Genomic DNA, 18,381 nt, shown 5'->3' on the forward strand with positions numbered 1-18,381 from the left:
GATGACAGAGACATCGACGATCCGCCTCGACCATCTTCAGGGCCATGACGGCACGCGCATCGCCGTCCATCGGCTCGGCGATGGGCCGGCGGTCATCATGCTGCATGGCCTCAGTTCAAGCGCGCAAATTAACTGGCAGCGATATGGCACGGCCCAGAAAATCGCCGATGCCGGTTTCGAGGCGATCATGATCGATCAGCGCGTGCACGGCAGCAGCGATGCGCCGACGGATGCCGATGCCTATCCGCAGGACGTGATGCTGCTCGACCTGGAAGCGGTGATCGGGACGCTGGGCGTCACCCAGCTCGATCTTGTCGGCTATTCCATGGGCGCGCGGCTGTGCCTGGGACTGATCGACCGGGGCATGACGCCTCGCAGGCTGGTGCTCGGCGGCATGGGGCTGGAAGGCCTGCTGGAGTGGACGCGCCGCCGGCAGTTCTTTCTCAATGCGCTCGATCATTTCGAGACGGTACGACCTGGCGACCGTGACTATATGGCGATCCAGTTCATGAAGACCATGAAGATCGATCCGGTCGCCTTGCGCCTGCTGCTGATGAGCATGAGCGATATGGATCGCGCGGTGCTGGCCAAGGTGACGATGCCGACATTGGTGCTGTGCGGCGAGGATGATGACGATAACGGGTCGGCTGATGCGCTGGTCGCGGCTCTGCCTAATGCGCGGCGCGGGACGTGCCCCGGCACCCATATGACAGCGATCACCAAGCCGGAATTCGGACAGGCCATCGCCGATTATCTCGCGGGTTGACGAACCTAGCCCTGACAGGCCAGCTTGGCCGCAATCCACAGGCTTAGGCCACAGGTTCAGGGACACCAATCATGCTCAATCCCGTTTCGCGCCTTGCCGTAGCGGCAGCGCTCTCATTGGCCGTTTGCGGCGCGCCGGCTTTTGCCCAAGGTGATTCGGCTCCGGCGCAGGCCACGCCCACGGCGGCGCAGGCCGATGCCCTCGTGGCGCAAGCCGAGAAGGAATTCTTCGATTATTCGCTGGAGGCCAATCAGGTCTATTGGGTCAACGCGACCTATCTGACTGAGGATACAGATGCGCTTGCCGCCCGCGTCGGCGCCAAGGGCACCGAGATGTCGGTCCGCTATGCGCTGGAGGCCGCCAAGTTCGAGAAGGTGCCGGGCCTCTCCTACGATACCAAGCGCAAGCTCGACATCTTGCGGGCAGGCATCGTGCTGCCGGCGCCGACCACGCCCGGCGCTGCCGCCGAGCTGAACGCCATCGCGACCAAGCTGCAGTCCGATTATGGCAAGGGCCGCGGCACGCTGGACGGCAAGCCGATCAACGGCAGCGATATCGAAGCGGAGATGGGCAATCTCGACCATACGCCGAACGAGTATCGGGAGATGTGGACGAGCTGGCATGACAATGTCGGCAAACCGATGCGCGGCGAGTTCGAGCAGCTGGTCACTATCGCCAATGATGGCGCCAAGGAGCTGGGTTTTGCCGACGCGGGGGCGATGTGGCGCTCCAATTACGACATGCCGCCGGACGATTTCGCCAAGCTGACCGAGAAGCTCTGGCAGGACGTGAAGCCGCTTTACGATTCGCTGCACTGCTATGTGCGCGACAAGCTGAACTCGAAATATGGCGACGCCGTGCAGCCCAAGACCGGGCCGATCCGCGCCGATCTGCTTGGCAACATGTGGGCGCAGGAGTGGGGCAATATCTACCCGCTGGTCGCGCCGGCTGGGGCCGGCGATCTGGGCTATGACATCGGCGCGCTGCTCAAAGCCAAGGGCTATGTGGAAACCAGCCCGACCGAGGCCGATCCCGCCAAGCGTGGAAAGTGGGAAACGCAGATGTTCAAGTTCGGCGAGGGCTTCTTCTCCTCGCTTGGCTTCGACCCGCTGCCGGAAACCTTCTGGACGCGCACCCAGTTCATCAAGCCGCTCGACCGGGAAGTGGTCTGCCACGCTTCGGCCTGGGATATCGACAACAAGGACGATATCCGCATCAAGATGTGCACCAAGGTGGACAGCGGTGACTTCGTCACCATCCACCATGAGCTGGGGCACAATTATTATCAGCGCGCCTACAAGGACAAGAGCTTCCTCTATCTGAACGGCGCCAATGACGGCTTCCACGAGGCCATTGGCGACACCATCGCGCTGTCGATCACGCCGCAATATCTGGTCGACATCGGCCTGCTCGATCCGTCCAAGGTGCCAGGCACGGACAAGGACATCGGCCTGCTGCTGCGGCAGGCGATGGACAAGATCGCCTTCCTGCCCTTCGGCCTGCTGATCGATCGCTGGCGCTGGGGTGTGTTCGACGGCTCGATCCAGCCGGCGGACTACAACAAGGCGTGGAATGCCATGCGGCTGCAATATCAGGGCATCATTCCGCCGACGGATCGTCCGGATGACGCGTTCGACGCTGGCGCGAAATATCACATTCCGGCGAGTGTGCCCTACACCCGCTACTTCCTGGCGCGGCTGCTGCAGTTCCAGTTCTATGAGGCTGCCTGCAAGCAGTCGGGCTGGAAGGGGCCGCTCCACCGCTGTTCCTTCTACGGCAACAAGGCCGTCGGTGAAAAGCTGAACGCCATGCTGGAAATGGGCGCCTCCCGCCCGTGGCCGGACGCGCTGCAGGCCTTCACCGGCTCGCGCGAGATGAGCGGCAAGGCGCTGGCCGCGTACTTCTCGCCGCTGAAGACCTGGCTGGACCGGCAGAACAAGGGGAAGAGCTGCGGCTGGTGAGCCGCCAGCGGGGCAGGGCGAGCCGCTCTGCCCCGTCCTTACACCGAAGCCTTGATCGTCCGCTGATGCGCTAGGCGCGGGCGAGGCGAGCGGAGGTGCGAATGATGGTTAACGCAGCAGGGAATGCGCGCAATGCTTAGATAAACATGCTATTTGACAGCATGTTAGATGGTCTGGTGGGCATATGGTCTGGCTTCTCCTGTTAATCGTCTCGGCCGGCATTGGCTTGCTTGCATCGTCTCTTCCTTCGATCCATTCGATCCTCAAGGCCCTCAAAGGTGGCGATTTGTACCGCCGCTGGAATCGCCTTCGCTGGTTGGTCGTCGGCTTCATCATGGCCTATGCCGTGTACGGCAGCACCCGCTTTGCCACGGTGTCGGAACCGACGGATTTGCTTGGCAGTCTGATTCTGCTGGCTGGCGGGTTCTTTGTGCTCGCCGTGGCCCGGCTCTCCGCGCTGACCACGCAGGATCTCGTGCGCATCGCCATACTGGAGCGCGACGTGGTGCGCGATCCGCTCACCGGCACGTTCAACCGACGCTATCTCGACACAAGGCTGGACGAAGAGATCAGCCGCTCCCGCCGCTCGGGCCTCCCCCTTTCCACGCTGATGATCGATCTCGACCATTTCAAAGGCGTCAATGATTTCTATGGGCATCTGGTCGGGGATCAGGTGCTGCGGCATGTCAGTTCGTTGATCCAGAGCCAGGTGCGCCTGAATGACATCGTGGTGCGCTATGGTGGCGAAGAGTTCGTCGTCATCACCCCGGACAGCAGCCTGGAAGATGCGGCGCGGCTGGGGCACCGGCTGCTGCGGCAGTTGCGCGACCACAGCATCGATCTGCCCAATGGCGACACGCTGGCGGTCACCGCCAGCATCGGCGCGGCCACGCTGGCGGAGGCGGAGGGGCGCACGACCTTCCTGCGCCGGGCGGACGATGCGCTGTATGAGGCCAAGCGCGGGGGCCGCGATCGGCTTTGCGTCGCCGGCCGGCTGGCGGAGGAGAGCCCGGCCTGACGCCCCTTCAGCGAAAGGGCGGCTCGTTGAAGGCGCGTAGCTTGCGACTATGCAGGCGGTCGCCCTGCTGGCGCAGGCGTTCGCAGGTCTCGATGCCGATGGCGAGGTGCCCGGCAATGGCCTCCTCGTAGAAACGATTGGCTTGGCCCGGCAGCTTGAGCTCGCCATGGATCGGCTTGTCGGAGACGCACAGCAACGTGCCATAGGGCACCCGGAAGCGATATCCCTGGGCAGCGATGGTCGCGCTCTCCATATCCACGCCCACCGCGCGGGATAGGGAGAAGCGCAGGGCCGAGCGGGAGTAGCGCAGTTCCCAGTTGCGGTCGTCCGTCGTCACGATGGTGCCGGTGCGCAGGCGGCGCTTCATGTCGCCGCTGGCGCCCAGAATATGCTCGCACGCCTCGGCCATGGCCACCTGCACCTCGGCAATGGCGGGCACCGGAATTTCCGGCGGCAGCATTTCGTCGAGCACATGGTCGTCGCGCAGATAGGCATGGGCCAGCACATAATCACCGATCCGCTGACTCGGGCGCAGGCCGCCGCAGTGACCGATCATCAGCCATGCCTCGGGCCGCAACACGGCGAGATGATCGCAGATGGTCTTCGCGTTGGCGGGGCCGACGCCGATGTTGACCAGCGTGATCCCCGTGCCGTCCGGGGCGATCAAGTGGTAGGCCGGCATCTGGTGACGCCGCCAAGCGCTGTCAGCGATCGCGCTTTCCGGATTGGCGGTGTCGGCGGTGACCTCGACGCCCCCGGCACCGGAAAGCGCCGTGAAACGCGTGCCCGGTCGCTTGAGTTCGGTGCAGCCCCAGCGCACGAATTCATCGACATAACGGTGATAGTTGGTGAACAGAATGTAGCGCTGGACGTGCTCAGGCGGCGTGCCGGTGTAATGCCGCAGACGCGCTAGACTGAAATCCGTGCGCAGCGCATCGAACAGCGCCAGCGGTCGCTCGCCTGATGGGCCGGGCAGCAGCAGCCCGTCCGCCACCTCATCACCGATCTGCGCGAGCTCCGTCGAGGGGAAATGGCGCGCCAATTCGCTCGGCGGAATTGCGGCAAGTGTGCCGGCGGGCAGCGAATCCAGCACATAGGGGAACGGGATCGCCTGATCGCTCCGGCCGACGCTGACTTCCACCTCATAGTCGGCCATCAGCAGATCGAGCTGTTCGGTCAGATAGCGCGCGAACATCTGCGGCCGGGTGATCGTCGTCACATAATGGCCGGGGCGAGAGAGGCGCGCGAAGGAGCGGCGGCTCGGCACGCCGTCATTGGTCTGATGATAATCGATGATCAGCGAGGGATAGCAGAAATCCCGGTCCGCCACCGAGCGGGCGGAAGGCACGGTGCCATCCTTGGCATAAGCGAAAATGGCCTCGCGCAGATTGGCGGTCGCGGTTTCATAGCCCGCGATCAGCGCTTCGACGATGTGGGTGCTGGAAGCTTGGTTCATGCCCCTTCATAGCTGGCCTGTATGACAGGCGGAAGAGGGGCGGGGTGCGGGGCAGCAGCGACCTGTGCCGCCGCCCCGCTCGCAATGGTCTTAGAGCTGCTCGAGCATGAAATCGGCGCTGGAAACGCGGAATTCGCCCGGCGCTTCGACATGGAGCTGCTCGACCACGCCATCATTGACCAGCATCGAGAAGCGCTGGCCGCGCGTGCCGAGGCCGAACTTGCTGCCGTCCATGGTGAGGCCGACGGCTTCGGCGAAGCTGCCATTGCCATCTGCGAGCATTGTCACCTTGCCGTCAGCCGACGAGGCCTTGCCCCACGCGCCCATGACGAACGGATCGTTGACGGCGGTGCAGGCGATCTCGTCGACGCCCTTGGCCTTGAGGTCGCTTTCCTTCTCGATATAGCCCGGCAGGTGCTTGGCCGAGCAGGTAGGCGTGAAGGCGCCCGGAACGGAGAAGAGCGCGACCTTGCGGCCAGCAAAATAATTCTTGCTGTCAACCGGTTCGGGGCCGTTTTCGGTCATCTTGACGAAGGTCGTTTCGGGCAGCGTGTCGCCAACTTTGATCGTCATCGGTGTCTCCTGTTCTGGGGGAAAGGGCTCGGCTGGTGAACCAGCGCGCAGCGAGCAAGTCGGTGTTCGGCTTGCGCCTGTCAAGGTCGATGCTGTGCGGGGCCGGGCGGCTCTGCGGTACGATGGCCGCTCAGCCGGACGGGTCAACCGCCTGCGGGGTGGACGCATGCTCCCCAACAAGGCATGGTCGCGATTAGGAGGCCCATCGCATGAGCGCGCCCGCGCAACCGAGACTCTCCCTCGCCGGCAAATTGTTGCTGGCCATGCCGGATATGCCGGACGCGCGGTTCGAGCGCGCAGTCATTCTCCTGTGCGTGCATGACGAGGGCGGCGCCCTGGGCATCGCGCTGCACGAGCCGATGGAGGGCATGGGGCTGCACGCTCTGCTTGGGTCATTGAGCATCGACGCGCAGTCGGTCGGCGATGAGCCGGTGCTGCAAGGCGGACCCGTCGAACCGCGCCGCGGCTTTGTGCTGCACAGTCGGGACTGGATGACGGCGGACAGCCACCCCATCGATGACGAGATTGCGCTCACCGGGTCGATGGAGGTGCTGCACGCCGTTGCTTCGGGCGGCGGGCCGGCCCGCTGGTTGGTCGCCTTGGGCTATGCCGGGTGGAGCGCGGGACAGCTGGAAACGGAGCTGGCCGCGCCGGGCTGGTATCTCAGCAAGGCGCAGCCTTATCGGCTGTTCTCGATGGCGCCGGAGAACCGCTGGGCCGGGGCGTTTTCGCTCGAAGGCATCGATCCCGCGATGCTGACCGGCAATATGGGACACGCCTGACACGGCAGGGCTGGCTTCCTTTATCCCTTCCGCCCGACCCCAATCACATAAAGATATCTTTATATTTGCGAGGGAGCGATAGCCTTGGTAAGGCGCCGCGGTGTTACCGGTGGCGTGCGTAGCGGCCCCGGCTCAGGCAATCAGGAGAATGATCAGTGGCGACCGTGGCCCAGGACTATATCGTAAAGGACATCTCCCTCGCTGGCTTCGGCCGCAAGGAGATCGAGATCGCCGAGACCGAAATGCCGGGCCTGATGGCGCTGCGCGAGGAATTCGGTGCATCCAAGCCGCTCAAGGGCGCGCGGATCACCGGCTCGCTGCACATGACGATCCAGACCGCTGTGCTCATCGAGACGCTGGCTGAGCTGGGCGCAGAGCTGCGCTGGGCCACCTGCAACATCTTCTCGACCCAGGACCATGCCGCCGCCGCGATCGCCGAGCGGGGCATCCCCGTGTTCGCCATCAAGGGCGAGACGCTCGAGGAATATTGGGACTATGTCATCAAGATCTTCGATTGGGGTCAGGACACGACCTGCAACATGATCCTGGACGATGGCGGCGACGCGACAATGTTCGCGCTGTGGGGCGCCCGTGTCGAGGCCGGTGAAGAGCTGTTCGCGCCGTCCAACGAGGAAGAGACGATCTTCGTCGCAACCCTCAAGCGCTTCCTCGCCGAGCGTCCCGGCTATCTCACCAAGACCGTCGCGGCGATCAAGGGCGTGTCCGAAGAGACGACCACCGGCGTCCACCGGCTCTATGAGCTGGCCAAGAAGGGCAAGCTGCCCTTCCCGGCGATCAACGTGAACGATAGCGTCACCAAGTCCAAGTTCGACAATCTCTATGGCTGCAAGGAGTCGCTGGTCGATGCCATCCGCCGCGCCACGGACGTGATGCTGGCCGGCAAGGTCGCCTGCGTCGCCGGCTTCGGCGATGTCGGCAAGGGCTCGGCCGCGTCGCTCCGCAATGGGGGCGCCCGTGTGCTGGTGACCGAAATCGACCCGATCTGCGCCCTGCAGGCGGCGATGGAAGGCTATGAAGTCGTGACCATGGAAGAAGCGGCCACCCGTGCCGACATCTTCGTGACGGCGACCGGCAATGAGGACATCATCACGCTCGACCACATGCGCGCGATGAAGAACATGGCCATCGTCTGCAACATCGGCCACTTCGACAGTGAGATCCAGATCGCGGCGCTCAGCAACATGAAGTGGACCGAGATCAAGCCGCAGGTCGACGAGGTCGAGTTCCCCGATGGCAAGAAGATCATCATGCTCGCCAAGGGCCGTCTGGTGAACCTGGGCTGCGCGACCGGTCACCCGAGCTTCGTCATGTCCTCCAGCTTCACCAACCAGGTGCTGGCGCAGATCGAGCTGTGGACCAAGAGCGATGCCTACAAGAACGAGGTCTATGTTCTTCCCAAGCATCTCGATGAGAAGGTCGCAGCGCTCCACCTCGAGAAGCTGGGCGTGAAGCTCTCCAAGCTGACCGACAAGCAGGCCGCTTACATCGGCGTGACGCCCGAGGGTCCGTTCAAACCGGATCACTACCGCTACTAAGCCGCATAAGGCTGAGAAGACGTGAGAAGGCGCGGGCTAAGTCCGCGCCTTTTTTCGTGATCCCGGTCGCGCCCCTGATCCGTTCCCGCCCTCTCGGGCAACTTGACCTGCAGCGGTGGGGTCGTGAAGACAGGGGGCATGGATAATCTCACACACAGCATGGTGGGCGCCGTGCTGGGCCAGATCGGGCTCAGGCGCACCTCCGGCCTTGCCATGCCGACGATTATCATCGCGGCGAACATCCCGGATATCGACGCGACCTGTACGCTGCTGGGGACACAGGCGCTGGCACTGCGACGCGGGCTGACGCACGGCCCGATCGCGATGATCGTGCTGCCATTGATCCTCACCGCGATCATGGTCGCATTCGACCGGTGGCAGGCGAAGCGTGGGACACGGCCAGAGACGCGGCCGCCGGTGAACATAGTCTGGCTGTGGGTCGTCGCGCAGATCGGGACGCTCAGCCACCCCGCGTTCGACTGGCTCAACAGCTATGGCATCCGATTGCTCTCGCCGTTCAGCGACCAGTGGTTCCATGGCGATACGCTGTTCATCATCGATATCTGGCTCTGGGCGCTGCTGATCGGCGGCTATCTCTGGGCACGGCGCGGCGAACGCACCGGGCCCGCGCCGATGATGCAGCGCGCGCGGATCATCGCGACGGCCGCCTGCGCCTATATCTTCTTCAACGGGCTGATTACCGGATCGGCGGAGGCGAAAGCCGCCGCATGGCTGCGCGCCCAAGGCCGCGAGCCGGACCTGGTGGTCGCCAATCCGCGTCCGTTCGCACCCTGGTCGCGCGAAATGCTTTGGCGCGGGGACGGGCGCTTCGGCGGCTTTCCCTACAGCCTCGCCACCGGGCTTGAAGCCGATGCAGGCGCAGCGGAAGGGATGCCGACCGGCATGGACGATCCCGGCGTCGAGCGGGCGCGGCAGCGCGATGCGGATGCGCGGGCGTTCCTGTTCTGGTCGCGGATGCCGGTCGCGCAGCGGGCGGAGAATGGCGACCTGCTGATCTCCGACCAGCGCTTTGCGGGGCGCGGCGCCAGCGCGAGCTTTTCCGTGCAGGTGCCTGCGCAAGCGTTGCGATAGGGCGATGGCAGCGCCCTGCATCCTGTGGTTCCGCCGCGATCTTCGGCTGACCGATCAGGCCGCGCTCATACAGGCGTGCGCGGAAGGGCCGGTGATCCCGGTCTATATCCTCGATGATGAGACGGCGCGGCACCGGGCCATGGGCGGCGCGTCTCGCTGGTGGCTGCATCATAGTCTCGAGAGCCTTGACGCCGCCCTGCGCGCGCGCGGTTCGCGGCTGATCCTGCGCCGCGGCAAGGCCGAGGCGGTTCTCGCCGCGTTGGCCACGGAGACCGGCGCCACCCGCATCCATGCCTTGCATCATTATGAGCCCTGGTGGCGCCAGGCAGAGAAGGCGGTTGCGCGCTCTCACGAACTGATATTGCATGATGGCAATTACCTCATGCCGCCGGGCGCCCTGACCACGGGCAGCGGCGGCCCGTACAAGATCTTCACGCCCTTCTGGCGCGCGCTGCGGGAGGTGATGCCGCCGGGTCGGCCCGTGCCGGCGCCCGATATAGTTCCCGCTCCGCAAAAATGGCCGGCGAGCGACCAACTCGAAGACTGGGCCTTGCTGCCGACCTCACCCAACTGGGCGGGCGGTTTCGCGCATGATTGGTCGCCTGGCGAGGCGGGCGCCCACGATCGGCTCGATGCCTTTATGGACCATGTCGGTGACTATGACGAAGGCCGCAATCTGCCTTCCAGCGAAGGCTCCTCGCGCCTGTCGCCGCATCTGCATTTTGGCGAGATTTCGCCAGCGACGCTGTGGCACGCGCTCGACCGGGAGGATGGCGCCAGCGAGGTGTATCTGCGTGAACTGGGCTGGCGCGATTATGCCCAGAATGTGATCGCGCAGATGAGCGATTATGGCAGCCGCAACGGTCGGGCGCAGTTCGATGCCTTTCCCTGGCGCTCGGGCCATGAGGCGGCGGATGACCTCAAGGCCTGGCAGGAGGGGCGCACCGGCTACCCGATCGTTGACGCCGGGATGCGCCAGCTCTGGCAGACCGGATGGATGCACAACCGGGTGCGGATGATCGCGGCGAGCTTCCTTATCAAGCATCTGCTCATCGACTGGCGCGAAGGGGAGCGCTGGTTCTGGAATACGCTGGTCGATGCCGATTATGGCAACAATGCCGTCAACTGGCAGTGGGTCGCGGGCACCGGGATCGATTCCAACATGTTCGTGCGGATCATGGCGCCGCTCACCCAGTCCGAGAAGTTCGACGCGGCTGCCTATATCCGGCGCTGGGTGCGGGAACTGGCGCATGTGAAGGACACCGCGATCCACGATCCCGAGGCAGGGGGCGTTAGGCCAGCGCAATATCCACCCAAGCGGATCGAACATCGCGTCGCTCGCGAACGGGCGCTCGCCGCTTATGCCTGCGTGAAAGGCTGAGCGCGGCCCGGTTGTCTTTGCGGGAGGAATGCGCTCATATGGGCGCATGACCATTCACAATCCCAAAGCCAGCCGCCAGCGCGCCATGATGCGCCGGGCCGGCGCGCAGGTGGGTGGGCGTTTCTGGCGGGCTTTGCCGATCCGGCTGTTCGAGCCGATGCTCGTGAGGGTCGACCGGGGTCTGATGCGTGGATCACTCGAACTGCATCTGCCGGATGGATCGGTGCGCTTGCTCGGCGGGCGCCAGCAGGGCTTTTCTGCGATCGTGCACCTTGCCAATTGGCGGGCCTTGATCCGGCTGGCGGCCTCCGGCTCGACCGGCTGGTATCGCGCCTGGGCGAATGGCGACTGGTCGAGCCCCGATCCGGTTGCGCTGTTCGCCCTGTTCGGCGCCAATGCCCGTTCGCTGGGGAAGTCCGCGCGCTCGACTGGCCTGCCGCGCCTGATGGGCCGCTGGAAGCTGGCGCGGCGGCATAACAGCCGGCGCGGCGCGCGGCGCAACATTGCCGAGCATTATGATCTCGGCAATGATTTCTACCGGCTGTGGCTGGACGATACCCTGACCTACTCCAGCGCCCGCCCCGCGCATCCGCATGAGACGCTGGAAGTCGCGCAGATTCGCAAGATCGATGAGCTTCTGGCGAGGCTCGATCTCAAAAATGGTCAGCAACTGCTTGAAATTGGATGCGGCTGGGGCGGACTGGCCGAGCGTGCGTTGGAACGGGCCGATATCGGCTACACCGGTCTTACGCTCTCCACTGAGCAGCAGCAGACCGTCCGGGGCCGGATCGAGGGATTGGGCGCGCAGGACCGGGCTCAGGTCCTGCTGCAGGATTATCGCGACTGTGCCGGCCCGTTCGATGCGATTGCCAGTGTGGAAATGGTGGAGGCTGTTGGGGAGCGCTATTGGCCGACTTACCTCGCCTGCATTGCCCGGCTGCTCAAGCCCGGCGGGCGCGCGGCCATCCAGTATATCAGCATCGATGACGAGATTTTCCCGGCCTACGCCGCGCGGGCCGACTTCATCCAGCGCTACATCTTCCCCGGCGGTTGCCTGATCGCCGAGCGGCGCTTTCGCGATCTTGCGCAGCGCGAAGGGCTGGAATGGGCAGACCAGACGCGCTTCGGCCTCGATTATGCCTGGACGCTGCGGCAGTGGCGTGCGCGCTTTGACGCGGTGGTAGACGCAGGGCGTCTGCCGGCCCGGTTCGATGCGCGGTTCGTGGACATGTGGCGCTACTACCTCATGTATTGCGAAGGCGGTTTCGCAGGGCGGAGCATCGACGTATCGCAAGTGACGCTGATCAAGCGCTAGGCGCCGATTTGCGCGATCTCGGCGCGGATCGTCGCGATCTGACCCGGAATCAGGGTCAGTCGGGCCTCTTCCTCATCCAGAATTGCTTCGAAGGCCGCGCGCTTCCATGCCGCCTTGCGCGCGTCATCGGCGGCGATTTCCGGCGGCATGGTGGAGAGCAGGATGTCGATCAGCCGGTCGGCACCGTGCAGGCGGCCCCACAGATAATCATTTTCACGATAGGCACGGCTGAAGAACGCACCGAAGCAGTTGAACTCGATGCCGCGCAGCGTCGCCGGTGCGCCGCCCTTGCGGATCGCCACGGCATCTTCGGGAGATATGCGATCCACCTTGATCGGGTCGTACTCATCCAGGCCCTCGCCTTGCAGAAGCGGGAAGGTCGCGATGTCGTAATATGGGAAGCCAAGATAGGCCTTGAGCAAGGTGCGCCGATCTTCGGCCGGCAGCGCCACACAAGCGGCCGCAAAGCGCGCGTCGATCTGCTGGTCCAGATCCCGCAAGCCCCGCGCTTCCGCGATGATCGCAAGGGACGCCATCAGATCGTCGCCATGCGGCCGCAGGGCTTCGCGTGTGCCCGCGCCAAACCATGCCGGCGTCTGACGTTCGGCATAAAGGCCGATGGCTTCGTAGAGCATATCCTGCATGACGGAGAGGGCGGCGCCATTGCCCTCATCGTCCTCGCTCTCGCCTTCCACAGTCTGCTCACGGAGCTGGACGAGGCGCCGGGCGAGGAAGCGCAATCGGCGGATGCGGAACGCGATGTCGTGATTGCGATAGAACAGAATAAGCGCCGCGCTTGCGCCATCGCCCGACCCGGGGTCCATCTGGTCCACGCCCGTCGCATGGAGCTGCGCTCGCAGGCGCTCCCGCAGGCTTTTGCGTGTGGCCGTGCGTGGGCCATCGCGGAGTTGGCTGAGCAAATCGGCCAGTTCATCGATGATGCCGGCATATTTGAGATAGCCATAAGCGGGATAGGCAAAGCCCGCCGCCCGTGAAGCCTTTTGCTGCAGCTTCGCCCGCAGATGCGCGAGGCGGCGCGGCGAGGGTCTGCTGAGCAGAAGGCTGAGGCCGACAGTCTGGTCCACAGTTCGCTCGATGTCCGGCCGCAAGCGCTCGGTGATTTCCAGCATCCGGTGAATGCGGCCGGAGCGTGCGCCAATCGCCTCCAGATTGTCCCGGATCGGCTGTTCGCGCGGAATATCGCTGACCGCGCCGAAGATCGTGCGGAAGAAGCCGGGGACAGGGCGCTCACCATTTTGGGCGTGGTGGGAAGGGGAGGTGAGGCGAAAGCCGGGCGCACTCGGCGTCGGCTCGATGAACACGAAGCGCCGGTCGACCGTCCGCCGCGCCGGGCGATTCTTGAGCGCATCGATTGCCTGCGCAAAGGGCGCATTGGCCAGCACCGATCCGTCGATCAGCACGGCGTCCTCCGCATCGCCCGTGGCGCTGTGACCGGGCAGTATGCGGCGCAAAAAAGCATCGCGACCGGGCCAGGCGCGGTCGCGGTCGGCCAGCACCTTGTCCATTTCCCGAGCCGTGAACGGCGGAAAGGCCCCCGGAAAGCTGGCCGTCGCGCGGGCGGCAAACGCGAGTTCGGCAGGGTCGGCGAGTGTGCGCGGTTGCCCACCCCGGGCATGGAAGCCAATCGTAAGCCGGTGCTCGGTCTCGCTGATTTCCGGCGGGCTATTGAGGCGCAACCGTTCCTCATGGCCGGTAAAATCCGTGGCGGTGACGAACAGGTCCAACGGATGCCCGCGTGGCAGCAGCGATCCTCCGATCTTCTCCGGCTCTGTCTCGCGCGCTTTTTCCATCGCATCGAAGGCGTTGAGCAGCAGCTCGGTAAACCCCTTGCCGCCGAAGGGAGGCGCGAACCAGCGCGCCCGGATGAAGTTGGAGAGCTTGCGTCGCACTTCCGAGCGCGTTTCCGGAGCCACGGTGCGGGACACCGTGTCATTGCGGCGGCGCAGCAGCAGCCAGAGCAGCGGCGCGGCCCAGAATTTGGTGAAGCGCGAGAGCGGGCGCGCGTCCGGATCGAGCAAGATGTCGACATCGGCGCAGCGCAGCCACAGTTCGGTCAGCGGGTCGAGCGACTGACCGCTCTCTATGGCCTGCGCCAGATACACGCCGTTGATGCCGCCCGCGCTGGCCCCGGCGATGATGTCCGGCAGAATCCGCACTCGCAGGCCGGTCTCTGCAAGGCAGGTCTCCAGAATGCGCTGATAAACAAGATTGCCCGGTCGACCACTGCGGAAATCCCGGCTGGCCTGCGCCAGATGCCAGATCTCCTTGGTGACCCCGTGCATGTAGACGGCGAGGCTGACTCCACCATAGCAGACCAGCGCCAGCCTCAGTTCCTTCTCCCGCATGAGCGCAGATTGGCGCGCTACGGCCGGCTTGTCGAGCCGTTGCACGGATTATCCGCAAATCAGCGAAGGTCGAACGTGGCCCAGACCGGCAGATGATCGGACGCGCGCCGGGCCAGCACGGAGGAATGGACGCCGCTGTCGGTCAGCGTCAGGCCGCCCCGCCACATGATCCGGTCGAGTTCCGCAATCTGGCGGCGGGCGTGGAAACTGCGGCCGCATGGCGCGATGTCATAGTGGCGCGAGAAATCCTGCAGGCACCCGCGATTGGCGGTCCACTCGTTCGTGTCGCCCATCAGGATGGTCGCATCGGCGGGATGCTGGACATCTACCATATCGACATGATGCTGAACCGCCGCAGCCTGCCGCCGCCGCCAGAGGCCGGAGAGGTCGAGGTGCATCCCCACCGTCCGCAGGCGAATGCCCTTGATCTCGATACAGGCCATCACAGCGCCGCGCGGCTCCAGGCAGGGCAGATGGATCACGCTGGCATCGGCATGGCTCTGGTCGCGCCGAACCAGGAGCGCATTGCCGTGCCAGCCCATGCTCTCGACTCGCGTCGGCAACTCGATGGCGCGATAATCCGAATGCATCTCCAGCAGGCGATCCGGCAGCACCGCATGGCGGATGCCGAAGCGGCGGTCGGCTTCCTGCAGGGCAATCACATCGGCATCCAGTTCGTTCAGCACATCGATGATGCGCTCTGGCATGCGGCGCCGATCGGTACCGACGGCTTTGCGGATGTTGTAGGAAGCGACCTTGATCATTGCGCCGTAGATTTGGCCTTATCGGCCGCAAGGCAACCCCATGGCCAAGAAAAAGGCAACTCCGCGCCGGCTCAGCCATTCAACTTAAATCGCAATCTTGGAGGATGATGATGAAAGTTGCTCATGACGCGCTCGTGATGGTGGTCGATGGCAGCAAGATGCTGCTGTTCCGTAATGCTGGCGACGAGGAGTTTCTCAACCTTCAGGTCGAAGAAGCGGTGGAGCAGAAATCCGAGCAGGATCAGGATCTTTCGACCGATCGGCCCGGGCGCAGCTTCGCTTCGGCACCCAACAGCCAGGATCGCAGCGCGATGGAAGAAACCGACTTCAAGCAGCAGGCGGAAGATCGGTTCGCAGCGGATGCGGTCGCGCTGCTCAACAAGCGCGCCATGGAGGGCTCGTTCGACCACCTCGTCATCGTCGCGGCACCGATCACCCTGGGCGAGATGCGCCGCCATTATCACAAGACGCTCAAGGATCGGCTCGCCGGCGAGATCGGCAAGACGCTCACCAGCCATCCGGTCGACGAGATCGAACAGATCCTCATGAAGAGCTGATCTCGCCTCTGGCGTTCCCTCTTCGTTCTGCTAAGAGGGCGCATGGCGAAAGTGAAACGTCGATATGTCTGCCAGGCCTGCGGGGCGGTGGCGTCCCGCTGGCAAGGGCAGTGCGATGACTGCGGAGAATGGAACAGCCTGATCGAGGAAGCGCCGCCCACCGCGTTCTCGGCCAAGCACGATCTGCAGGCCGGCGGACAGGCGATCAATCTGATTGGGCTCGATGCGGATATCGCTCTGCCCGAGCGGATGACCACTGGCCTGCCGGAATTCGACCGCGCAGTCGGCGGCGGGCTGGTGGCGGGGTCCGCAAGTCTGATCGGCGGCGATCCGGGCATCGGCAAGTCCACCCTGCTGCTTCAAGCTGCGGCGCGGATGGCCAAGGCCGGGCGGCATGTCGTTTATGTGAGTGGCGAGGAAGCTGCCGATCAGGTCAGGCTGCGCGCCCGGCGGCTGGGGCTGGGCGATGCGCCGGTGCATCTCGCCAGCGCCACCTCCGTGCGGGATATTCTGACGACATTGGGGCAGCGGGAAGAGCCCGATCTGCTCATCATCGATTCGATCCAGACCATGCACAGCGACCTGATCGAAGGCGCGCCGGGCACGGTCAGTCAGGTGCGGGCGAGCGCTCAGGAGTTGATTCGCTTTGCTAAGCGGGGTGGAACGGCGCTCATTCTGGTTGGCCACGTCACCAAGGATGGCACCATCGCCGGGCCGCGCGTGCTGGAGCATATGGTGGATACCGTGCTCAGCTTTGAGGGCGAGCGCAGCCACCAATATCGTATCCTTCGCGCGATCAAGAACCGCTTTGGCGGCACGGACGAGATCGGCGTGTTCGCAATGGTCGAGGAGGGACTGCAGGAAGTCGGCAATCCCTCGGCGCTGTTTCTGACCGACCGTGAGGAGCGCGTGGCGGGCACGGCAGTCTTCCCCGCGCTTGAAGGTACGCGGCCGGTTCTGGTGGAAGTGCAGGCGCTGACGGTGCGACTGGCCAGCGGCGCGACCCCGCGCCGGGCCGTGGTCGGCTGGGACAGCGGCCGGCTGGCCATGGTGCTGGCCGTGCTCGAAGCCCGCTGCGGCTTGAGCTTCGCGACTTGCGAGGTCTATCTCAATGTCGCTGGCGGTTACCGCTTGCAGGACCCTGCCGCCGACCTTGCCGTCGCTGCTGCCCTGATCTCGGCGCTTTCCGAAAAACCCGTGCCGCATGATGCGGTGATGCTCGGGGAAATCGCGCTGTCCGGCGAGTTACGTCCGGTCGCCCATAGTGCGCTGCGCCTGCGAGAAGCCGCTAAGCTCGGCTTCGGGCGTGCCTTGTTGCCGGCATCCAGCGCGGCGCAAGCCAGCGGCATTTCGACGACCGGATTCCGCCGGCTCGGCGATCTTGTTGACCATCTGCTTGGGCGGGACTAGCCAGCCGGCATGACCGTGCTGGATTTTGCCGTTCTTCTGCTCATCGGTGGCTTGGCCGTGCGGGGCTTCCTGCGCGGTTTCGTGACCGAATCGCTATCGCTTGCGGCGCTGATCGGCGCCATCGTCGCGGTGCGTCTGTTCCACGCGCCATTCACGGCTCTGCTCGATACCATTGTGGGGGCGGAGTATGTCGCGGCGCTGCTGGCATTCGTCGCGGTGTTCGGCGTCGTCTTCATGCTGGGCACGCTGCTGGCGCGCTGGATCGGCGACAAGACCAAGACCTCGCTGCTCGGCCTGTTCGACCGGACGCTGGGCCTTGGCTTCGGCGCCATCAAGGGCCTGCTGGTGGCGACCATCGCCTTCGTGCTGTTCACGATCGGTTATGATGCCATCTACGGCGTGCAGACCAATCGGCCGGACTGGATGCGACTGTCCCGTTCCTATCCGCTCCTGAGCGCGAGCGGCGCGGCGATGAGTGGTTGGATGGCGGAGAACAGCCGGCGCGGCGGCCTGCTCGGCATTCTTGAGGATGATGGCGCTGAGAGTAGCAACGCGAGTGGCGAGGACAGCAATGCCGCGCAGTGAAGGCACCGGCGCATGAGCAGCGCGCTCTACAGCATGGATGTGCTGCGTCGCGCTGCCGGCATTTCGGCCTATCCGCCGCTCGATCAGGCTGATTTCGTTGAAGAGCGGCGCTCGCCGACCTGCGGCAGTCGTGTCTCGGTCAGCTTGCGGGTGGATGAGGCCGGCCGCGTCACCGCCTTCGGGGTCGATGCCAAGGCTTGCGCGCTGGGACAGGCGGCCTCTGCGATTCTCGCCGCGCAAGCTATCGGCGCTGATCGCGCAACCATCGAGTCGGTGAGCGAGGCATGGCGGGGCTATCTGGCCGGGGAGCAGGATGCCCTGCCGGACTGGCCGGATCTCGCCTTGCTCGCAGCCGGTCGCGATTATCCCGCCCGGCACCCGTCGATGCGACTGGCGTTCGAGGCCACGGCCGCCGCCCTCGCCCGCGCAAATGGGGACGCGCAAAAGGAGACGTCGTCATGATCGGCATACTGGCCGCGCTGAGCGCCGCCTTGTCCATTGGTGCGTCGGCATTCGGCGCTCATGCGGCCAGCAGCCCGCAGGCCGCGGAGTGGTTGCGGACCGGTGGCGTCTATCAGCTTGTCCATGCCGTGGCGGTGCTTGCGTTGCTGCGCCTGCCGGTCAGCAATGGTCCTTCATGGACATTGCTGACCGGCAGCGCGCTGTTCGCCGCCACGCTCTACGCCATGGCGCTGGGTGCCCCCCGCTGGCTGGGCGCGGTCACACCGATTGGCGGCGTGGTGATGATCCTGGGATGGCTCTGGTTGGCCTGGCAACTCGCGCGCGCTGACTGAGGCGA

Annotated in this window: 17 protein-coding genes; 13 read left to right on the top strand and 4 right to left on the bottom strand. The window is 64.7% G+C overall.

Translation table 11 applies throughout. The annotated features are described in order from the left end of the window. The first annotated feature begins 1 nt into the window (after position 1). The 3 genes from M2333_RS04860 (at position 2) to M2333_RS04870 (ending at position 3,745) form a co-directional block, all read left to right on the top strand. On the top strand, positions 2–766 hold the full coding sequence (locus M2333_RS04860; protein WP_264611023.1) for an alpha/beta fold hydrolase: 765 nt from the start codon (positions 2–4) through the stop codon (positions 764–766). Positions 767–837: 71 nt separating this feature from the next. After that, positions 838–2,727, top strand: coding sequence for a M2 family metallopeptidase (locus M2333_RS04865; RefSeq protein ID WP_264611024.1), 1,890 nt, complete (start codon positions 838–840; stop codon positions 2,725–2,727). 184 nt (positions 2,728–2,911) lie between these two features. After that, entirely contained in the window at positions 2,912–3,745 is an 834-nt protein-coding gene (locus M2333_RS04870; RefSeq protein WP_181559729.1) for a GGDEF domain-containing protein, read from the top strand. A gap of 7 nt (positions 3,746–3,752) precedes the next feature. On the opposite strand, the gene M2333_RS04875 is transcribed toward M2333_RS04870, so the two are convergent. Both M2333_RS04875 and M2333_RS04880 read right to left on the bottom strand, forming a co-directional pair. Next, positions 3,753–5,201: an AMP nucleosidase gene (locus M2333_RS04875; protein ID WP_181559728.1), complete on the bottom strand. Its 1,449-nt coding sequence runs from the start codon at positions 5,199–5,201 to the stop codon at positions 3,753–3,755. A 90-nt stretch (positions 5,202–5,291) separates the two neighbouring features. After that, complete coding sequence (locus M2333_RS04880) at positions 5,292–5,774, bottom strand: peroxiredoxin (protein WP_181559727.1); 483 nt, start codon at positions 5,772–5,774, stop codon at positions 5,292–5,294. A 209-nt stretch (positions 5,775–5,983) separates the two neighbouring features. On the opposite strand from M2333_RS04880, the gene M2333_RS04885 reads away from it, so the two are divergent. From M2333_RS04885 to M2333_RS04905, 5 genes are all read left to right on the top strand, one after another. Further along, complete coding sequence (locus tag M2333_RS04885) at positions 5,984–6,556, top strand: YqgE/AlgH family protein (RefSeq protein WP_181559726.1); 573 nt, start codon at positions 5,984–5,986, stop codon at positions 6,554–6,556. A gap of 155 nt (positions 6,557–6,711) precedes the next feature. After that, on the top strand, positions 6,712–8,112 hold the full coding sequence (gene ahcY / locus M2333_RS04890; RefSeq protein WP_181559725.1) for an adenosylhomocysteinase: 1,401 nt from the start codon (positions 6,712–6,714) through the stop codon (positions 8,110–8,112). Between the two features lie 138 nt (positions 8,113–8,250). Next, complete coding sequence (locus tag M2333_RS04895) at positions 8,251–9,204, top strand: metal-dependent hydrolase (protein ID WP_264611025.1); 954 nt, start codon at positions 8,251–8,253, stop codon at positions 9,202–9,204. A 4-nt stretch (positions 9,205–9,208) separates the two neighbouring features. Continuing rightward, the gene (locus M2333_RS04900; protein ID WP_264611026.1) at positions 9,209–10,585 is read left to right on the top strand and encodes a cryptochrome/photolyase family protein; all 1,377 of its coding nucleotides are present in this window, start codon (positions 9,209–9,211) and stop codon (positions 10,583–10,585) included. Positions 10,586–10,631: 46 nt separating this feature from the next. After that, positions 10,632–11,900 carry an SAM-dependent methyltransferase gene (locus M2333_RS04905; RefSeq protein ID WP_264611027.1) on the top strand — a complete coding sequence of 423 codons (1,269 nt, stop codon included), beginning with the start codon at positions 10,632–10,634 and terminating at the stop codon, positions 11,898–11,900. Here the strand turns inward: M2333_RS04905 and M2333_RS04910 are convergent. Both M2333_RS04910 and M2333_RS04915 read right to left on the bottom strand, forming a co-directional pair. Further along, positions 11,897–14,266 carry a patatin-like protein gene (locus M2333_RS04910; RefSeq protein WP_264612568.1) on the bottom strand — a complete coding sequence of 790 codons (2,370 nt, stop codon included), beginning with the start codon at positions 14,264–14,266 and terminating at the stop codon, positions 11,897–11,899. The genes M2333_RS04905 and M2333_RS04910 overlap by 4 nt on opposite strands. A gap of 59 nt (positions 14,267–14,325) precedes the next feature. Next, a complete protein-coding gene (locus M2333_RS04915; RefSeq protein ID WP_181559721.1) occupies positions 14,326–15,030 on the bottom strand; it encodes an endonuclease/exonuclease/phosphatase family protein in 705 nt (234 codons plus the stop codon). Between the two features lie 104 nt (positions 15,031–15,134). On the opposite strand from M2333_RS04915, the gene M2333_RS04920 reads away from it, so the two are divergent. From M2333_RS04920 to M2333_RS04940, 5 genes are read left to right on the top strand one after another with little or no spacing between them, the layout of a single operon-like run. After that, positions 15,135–15,587, top strand: coding sequence for a host attachment family protein (locus M2333_RS04920; RefSeq protein ID WP_319801295.1), 453 nt, complete (start codon positions 15,135–15,137; stop codon positions 15,585–15,587). 42 nt (positions 15,588–15,629) lie between these two features. Next, positions 15,630–16,997 carry a DNA repair protein RadA gene (gene radA / locus M2333_RS04925; RefSeq protein WP_264594438.1) on the top strand — a complete coding sequence of 456 codons (1,368 nt, stop codon included), beginning with the start codon at positions 15,630–15,632 and terminating at the stop codon, positions 16,995–16,997. Positions 16,998–17,006: 9 nt separating this feature from the next. After that, positions 17,007–17,582 (top strand): CvpA family protein, encoded by a 576-nt coding sequence (locus tag M2333_RS04930; RefSeq protein ID WP_181559718.1) that lies wholly within the window; start codon positions 17,007–17,009, stop codon positions 17,580–17,582. Between the two features lie 12 nt (positions 17,583–17,594). Further along, positions 17,595–18,044, top strand: a complete 450-nt coding sequence (locus M2333_RS04935) for an iron-sulfur cluster assembly scaffold protein (RefSeq protein WP_264570349.1) — start codon at positions 17,595–17,597, stop codon at positions 18,042–18,044. Beyond that, positions 18,041–18,376 carry a DUF423 domain-containing protein gene (locus M2333_RS04940; protein WP_264570348.1) on the top strand — a complete coding sequence of 112 codons (336 nt, stop codon included), beginning with the start codon at positions 18,041–18,043 and terminating at the stop codon, positions 18,374–18,376. The genes M2333_RS04935 and M2333_RS04940 overlap by 4 nt, the downstream gene beginning before the upstream one ends. Positions 18,377–18,381 lie beyond the last annotated feature (5 nt).

The organism is Sphingobium sp. B11D3B (assembly GCF_025961735.1).
Taxonomy (GTDB): domain Bacteria; phylum Pseudomonadota; class Alphaproteobacteria; order Sphingomonadales; family Sphingomonadaceae; genus Sphingobium.

Excerpts from the sequence above, each read along its gene's own strand:
- M2333_RS04865 (WP_264611024.1), top strand. The coding sequence starts at position 838 with ATGCTCAATCCCGTTTCGCGCCTTGCCGTAGCGGCAGCGCTCTCATTG.
- M2333_RS04935 (WP_264570349.1), top strand. The coding sequence starts at position 17,595 with ATGAGCAGCGCGCTCTACAGCATGGATGTGCTGCGTCGCGCTGCCGGC.
- M2333_RS04915 (WP_181559721.1), bottom strand. The coding sequence starts at position 15,030 with ATGATCAAGGTCGCTTCCTACAACATCCGCAAAGCCGTCGGTACCGAT.
- M2333_RS04885 (WP_181559726.1), top strand. The coding sequence starts at position 5,984 with ATGAGCGCGCCCGCGCAACCGAGACTCTCCCTCGCCGGCAAATTGTTG.
- M2333_RS04905 (WP_264611027.1), top strand. The coding sequence starts at position 10,632 with ATGACCATTCACAATCCCAAAGCCAGCCGCCAGCGCGCCATGATGCGC.
- M2333_RS04860 (WP_264611023.1), top strand. The coding sequence starts at position 2 with ATGACAGAGACATCGACGATCCGCCTCGACCATCTTCAGGGCCATGAC.
- M2333_RS04870 (WP_181559729.1), top strand. The coding sequence starts at position 2,912 with ATGGTCTGGCTTCTCCTGTTAATCGTCTCGGCCGGCATTGGCTTGCTT.
- M2333_RS04920 (WP_319801295.1), top strand. The coding sequence starts at position 15,135 with ATGATGATGAAAGTTGCTCATGACGCGCTCGTGATGGTGGTCGATGGC.
- radA (WP_264594438.1), top strand. The coding sequence starts at position 15,630 with ATGGCGAAAGTGAAACGTCGATATGTCTGCCAGGCCTGCGGGGCGGTG.
- M2333_RS04930 (WP_181559718.1), top strand. The coding sequence starts at position 17,007 with ATGACCGTGCTGGATTTTGCCGTTCTTCTGCTCATCGGTGGCTTGGCC.
- M2333_RS04940 (WP_264570348.1), top strand. The coding sequence starts at position 18,041 with ATGATCGGCATACTGGCCGCGCTGAGCGCCGCCTTGTCCATTGGTGCG.
- M2333_RS04875 (WP_181559728.1), bottom strand. The coding sequence starts at position 5,201 with ATGAACCAAGCTTCCAGCACCCACATCGTCGAAGCGCTGATCGCGGGC.
- M2333_RS04880 (WP_181559727.1), bottom strand. The coding sequence starts at position 5,774 with ATGACGATCAAAGTTGGCGACACGCTGCCCGAAACGACCTTCGTCAAG.
- M2333_RS04895 (WP_264611025.1), top strand. The coding sequence starts at position 8,251 with ATGGATAATCTCACACACAGCATGGTGGGCGCCGTGCTGGGCCAGATC.
- M2333_RS04910 (WP_264612568.1), bottom strand. The coding sequence starts at position 14,266 with ATGCGGGAGAAGGAACTGAGGCTGGCGCTGGTCTGCTATGGTGGAGTC.
- M2333_RS04900 (WP_264611026.1), top strand. The coding sequence starts at position 9,209 with ATGGCAGCGCCCTGCATCCTGTGGTTCCGCCGCGATCTTCGGCTGACC.